The organism is Streptomyces sp. NPDC050704 (genome assembly GCF_040654355.1).
Lineage (GTDB): Bacteria > Actinomycetota > Actinomycetes > Streptomycetales > Streptomycetaceae > Streptomyces.
The window spans coordinates 1-4357 of the sequence record NZ_JBFAHW010000243.1 but is presented as its reverse complement, the minus strand read 5'-3'; the positions used below and the strand labels follow the sequence as shown (position 1 = coordinate 4357).

At 69.9% G+C, this 4357-nt stretch carries 3 protein-coding genes and 1 pseudogene; 2 read left to right on the top strand and 2 right to left on the bottom strand.

All coding sequences use genetic code 11. The features are described from left to right. Together AB0I18_RS51635 and AB0I18_RS51630 are read left to right on the top strand one after the other, a co-directional pair. The coding region (locus AB0I18_RS51635) for an SWIM zinc finger family protein (protein WP_363112822.1) at positions 1 to 975 on the top strand (975 nt) is incomplete at its 5' end. 500 nt (positions 976 to 1475) lie between these two features. After that, a pseudogene (locus AB0I18_RS51630) lies at positions 1476 to 1795 on the top strand (transposase family protein); the annotation flags it as partial. A gap of 121 nt (positions 1796 to 1916) precedes the next feature. On the opposite strand, the gene AB0I18_RS51625 reads toward AB0I18_RS51630, so the two are convergent. Both AB0I18_RS51625 and AB0I18_RS51620 read right to left on the bottom strand, forming a co-directional pair. Further along, positions 1917 to 3257, bottom strand: a complete 1341-nt coding sequence (locus tag AB0I18_RS51625; protein WP_363112821.1) for a cation:dicarboxylase symporter family transporter — start codon at positions 3255 to 3257, stop codon at positions 1917 to 1919. A 153-nt stretch (positions 3258 to 3410) separates the two neighbouring features. After that, positions 3411 to 4357, bottom strand: a 947-nt coding sequence (locus AB0I18_RS51620; protein WP_363112820.1) for an enolase C-terminal domain-like protein, incomplete at its 5' end; no start/stop codon positions are given.

Genomic DNA, 4357 nt, shown 5'->3' with positions numbered 1-4357 from the left:
ACGGCCGGGTGCTCCTCCGGCGACGAGGAGGAGCCGGAGAGCGGCCGGAGCACTTCCGCGAGTGATACGGAGGCCGGGACCCCCGCGTCGGAGCACACCGAACTCGACCCGGACTGCTCCTGCCCCGACTGGGGCCACCCCTGCAAGCACGCCGCCGCCCTGTGCTACGCCATCGCCGCCGGCATCGACGCCGACCCCTTCGTCCTGTTCGCGCTGCGCGGCCGTACGAAAGAGCAGGTCTTCACCGAGCTGCGCCGCCGCCGTACTCCCCAGGCCGCACCCGACAGCTCGCCCCCCGCACCCGCAGGCATCCACGCGGCCGCCGCGTACGCCGACCGGAACACCGCACGCCCCGCACCAGTCACCCCACCCAAGCCCTCGACCTCCCGCGCCCCCGCCCTCGCGACGGACCCTCCACCGGCCTCGGGCCTGTCCGCCGACGGCCTGCACCGCCTCGCCGCCGACACCGCCACCCGTGCCGCCCGCCTGCTGGCCGGCGACGCGACGGCCCTGTACCTCACCCAGCGCCAGGACGCCCTGCGGATGGCCGCCGCCCACCAGGACGTCACGTGGTTCCACAGCCTGCAGACCGGCACCGGGCTGCGCCCGAACGAATTCGCCCGCCTCGTACGCGCCTGGCGCCACGGCGGCCCCGCCGGCGTCACCACCGCCGAGCAGACCCACAGCCCCGACCCCGCTGTCATGGCCGCCGCCCGCACCGCGCTCGCCCGTACCCTCGCCGAGATTCACGGCGCCACCGCGCCCCGGCTGCGGGCGTGGCGCAACCGGCTGACCGTCGACGCCACCGGACTCCAGCTCCGCCTCGGCCCCGACACCCGCTGGCACCCCTACGAGGAGATCGACGGCGAATGGTGGCCCTGCGGCCCCGCCCACCCCGACCCGGCCACCACTCTCACCGCCGTCTGGGACAAACGCCGATCAGCCACCCCGTCAAACCCGGAGCCCCTTGAATAAGTCCAGCTATAACAAGCGCGCCTATCCATACAGAGGTGCGCCGTGGACAAATCCGCCGAGATGTTCGACCGCGACTTCGAGTAGGCCGAACTGACCCGCTACGCCACCCTGCCCGGCCCCCGCGCCACGCTGGGCGTGGTCTCCGGCCGACGCCGTCAGGGCAAGCCCTTCCTTCTCAACGCCCTCACCCGCGCGAGCGGCGGCTTCATGTTCACCGCCACCGAGACCACCGAGGCCGACGCCCTGCGCCAGTTCGGCGAGTCCCTCGCCCGTCACCGCGGCCGGCCCACTGCTTTCCGCTTCCTCGAAGCACCACCGGTCGCAGAGAAGACATGCGCGTTCTCTGCAACCGGTGCGCTTTGCCGCGCCCCAACGCAAACAGAGGCAAGAACTCCCGATCCACGGGGGTGTAAATCATCTAACGACCCTGTCTCGCTTTCGGTGGTGACGCAGCGTCGTGATAGGTCGTTGACACTCGTGCGTGGGATGTCAATGAGCTTGTGCAGACGGTGTTTTCGGGCCTGTTCCCGCTGGTCGTCGAGGATGTGGCCGACGAAGGTGAGCGGATCGTGGTGCGGGCACGGACGCCGCGGGACACCGCGGTCTGCCCGGTGTGCAGGGCCCCGTCGGAACGCGTGCACGGCTATCACCGGCGGACCGTCGCGGACGTGCCGGTCGATGAACGACGGGTGGTGGTCCGTGTGCGGGGGGGCGGCGTCTGATGTGTCCCACCCGCGGCTGCCTGCACACCTTCCGCGAACAGGTGCCCAGCGTCCTGGACCGATACCAGCGGCGGACGACCCGCCTGACCCACCGAATAGGGGACGCTGGGCGTGCTCACAGGAAGGGTCCTCATCTGTCCTGGTGCACGGCGGCCTGGAGGATGCCGCCGGTGGGTGAGGTGTATGCCGTTGAGAGGTGACTTCACTCGGCGGGCACGGCTACTTGTCGGCGCCGACCTTGGTGGTGTCCGACTCGGCCTGCGGCGGCCTGGTGGTGCGGGAGTGCAGGACCTTGCGGGCCTGTTCGGTGTCGAAGTCGTTCTCCCACTTGCCGATCACGATGGCGGCGACGGCGTTGCCGAGGACGTTGATGAAGACTCGCCCCTCGTTGAGGATGCGGTCGATGCCGACGATCAGGGAGAGCGCGGCGAGCGGGATGTGGCCGACCGCGGTGACGGTGCTGGCGAGGACGATGAACGCGCCGCCCGCGATCCCGGCGGTGCCCTTGCTGGTGAGCATCATGACGCCGACCATGATCAGCTGCTGCTGCCAGGACAGGTCGATACCCATGGCCTGGGCCAGGAAGAGGGAGGCCATCGTGAGGTAGACCGCGGAGCCGTCCAGGTTGAAGGAGAACCCGGAGGGGATGACGATGCCGACCACGGGCCGGCCGATGCCGAGGATCTCCAGTTTGCGTACCAGCTGAGGCAGGACGGCCTCGCTGGAACAGGTGCTGAGGGCGACGAGCAGTTCGGCCTTGAGGAAGCGCATGAGGCCGAACAGGCTCAGGCGGCAGGCCCGCATGATGGCGCCGAGGACGACCAGGACGTAGACGACGCAGGTCGCGGTGAAGAGCATGATGAGGTAGCCGAGCTGTTTGAGGCTCTCGGCGCCGTAGGTGGCGACCACGGTGGCCAGGGCGCCGAAGGTGCCCAAGGGCGCGAGCCGCATCACCCAGCCCACGATGCGGAAGACGACGTCCGACAGTGCCTTGATGCCGCGGGTCAGCGGTGCCCCTTCTTCGCCGGCCATGTTCAGGGCCGCACCGAAGACGATGGAGACCATCAGCGCGGACAGGATCGCGTCCCCGGTGATCGCGCCCAGCAGGGAGGCGGGGATGAGGGAGGAGACGAAGCCGGTGAAGGTGGCGTGCTCGGTGGCGGTCTTGGGCACGTCGTCGGCGTTCAGTGACGAGGGGTCGACGTGCAGGCCGGCGCCGGGCTGGAAGATGTTGGCGACGGCCAGCCCGATCAGCATGGACGCCAGGGACAGCACCAGGAAGTAGCCGATCGCCTTCACGCCGATCCGGCCGGCCTTGCGCAGGTTGTCCATGGAGGCGATGCCGGTGGTGACCACGCAGAAGACGACCGGGATCACGATCATCTTGACCAGCGCGATGAACCAGTCGTTGAGCGGCTTCAGGTCCTCACCCACCCCGGGCGCGAGGATGCCGACGGCGATGCCGAGGACGGCGGCCAGGACGACCTGGAACCACAGTTCACGTATGAGACGGCTCAGCCGTGACCGCTGCGGGCGGCCGGCGGCGGCGGTGCTTGTCATCGTTGGTGCTCCCTTGCACGACGATTGTGTGTAGCCCTGTCCCGTGGGGGGTGCGGGGGACGCGACGCGGCTCGCGCACCCCCGATCTCGTGTGTGACGCCCGTATCCGGCGGCGCCTGCCCGGTGGCGGGCGCGTACGCGGTGGGGTGGCGGTCAGCTGTGCAGGGCGCGCAGCACCTTGTAGAAGGCGGCCTTGCTCTCGAAGCCGATGCCCGGGGTGTCGGTCAGGCCGACGCGGCTCTTCTCGACGACGGCGTCGTCGGCGAAGCCGCCGGTGGGCTGGAACTCGCCCGGGTAGGACTCGTTGCCGCCGAGCTTGAGGGCGGCCGCGATGTGCAGCGAGAACTGGTGCCCGCCGTGCGGGATGCAGCGCCTCGATGACCAGCCGTGCTGACGGAGCATGTCCTGGATGCGCACGTACTCCACCAGACCGTAGGAGAGCGCGGGGTCGACCTGGATGGTGTCGCGGTCGGGGCGCAGGCCGCCGTAGCGGATCAGGTTGCGGGCGTCCTGGAGGGAGAAGAGGTTCTCGCCGGTGGCGATGGAGCCGGTGTAGTTCTCGGCGACGGTGGCGTTGAGGTGGTAGTCGAGCGGGTCGCCGATCTCCTCGTACCAGAACAGCCCGTAGGGCTCGATGGCCCGCCCGTACTCCAGGGCCGTGTTGAGGTCGAAGCGGCCGTTGACGTCGACGGCCAGCCGGGAGCCGTCGCCGTCCAGGACATCGATGACGGCCTCGATGCGGCGCAGGTCCTCCGCCAGGTCGGCGCCGCCGATCTTCATCTTGACGACGTCGTAGCCCAGGTCGAGGAAGCCGCGCATCTCGTCCTGAAGGTCGGTGAGGGTCTTGCCCGGGGCGTAGTAGCCGCCGGCGGCGTAGACGAAGACGGAGTCGTCGGGCTGCCCGTCGCCGTAGCGCTCGGACAGGTACCGGTACAGCGGCTTGCCCTCGATCTTGGAGGCCAGGTCGAACAGGGCCATGTCCACCACGCCGACCGCGACCGAGCGCGCCCGGCCCGAGACCAGCAGGACCGTGCGGGAGAGCGGCAGCGAGCCGTTCTGCAGGGCGCGGCCGACCAGCTTGTCGACCGCGTTGTGACGCC

Excerpts from the sequence above, each read along its gene's own strand:
- AB0I18_RS51625 (WP_363112821.1), bottom strand. The coding sequence starts at position 3,257 with ATGACAAGCACCGCCGCCGCCGGCCGCCCGCAGCGGTCACGGCTGAGC.